We start from the raw sequence: 435 nt of genomic DNA on the forward strand, positions 1-435 counted from the left end.
CATTAATATATTGTGCAGCAATGTGTCGGCATACTATACGGTTTTGGGGGCGCCCCGGAAAATAACATTGATCATTAAGTTTAACTCTTGGGAATTCTTTTTCTTTTCTAACTGAGTTTAGGTTTAATTCTTGTTTATCAAGAGTGTCTGAGCGTTGAGGTAAAATTTCCATTAGGTATTCTTCAAATATTGAAGCAATGGTTTGAGTGAGTGTCGTGTTTTCATTTTTATTAATTATCGTAATTTCTTTCTTATCAGCTTGTAAGACGGACGTGGAAAATTTAATGACAAAATCCTTGTTGCTAAAGATATGACGACCATTTTGTCTACAGTTCTCTGAGAAGCTTTTTAATAGAGGCGTCGCCAGCTCCTTGCCAGAAAATTTATCCTCGAGTTCTTTATAAAACAATTCACTCAGGGTTTGGTGTTCATTTG

Annotated in this window: 1 protein-coding gene; it reads right to left on the reverse strand. The window is 35.4% G+C overall.

The annotated features are described in order from the left end of the window. Positions 1-435, reverse strand: a 435-nt coding sequence (locus D7X96_RS39250; RefSeq protein WP_121772015.1) for a ShET2/EspL2 family type III secretion system effector toxin, incomplete at both ends; no start/stop codon positions are given.

Origin of the sequence: Corallococcus interemptor (assembly GCF_003668875.1) — a bacterium.
Taxonomy (GTDB): Bacteria; Myxococcota; Myxococcia; order Myxococcales; family Myxococcaceae; genus Corallococcus; species Corallococcus interemptor.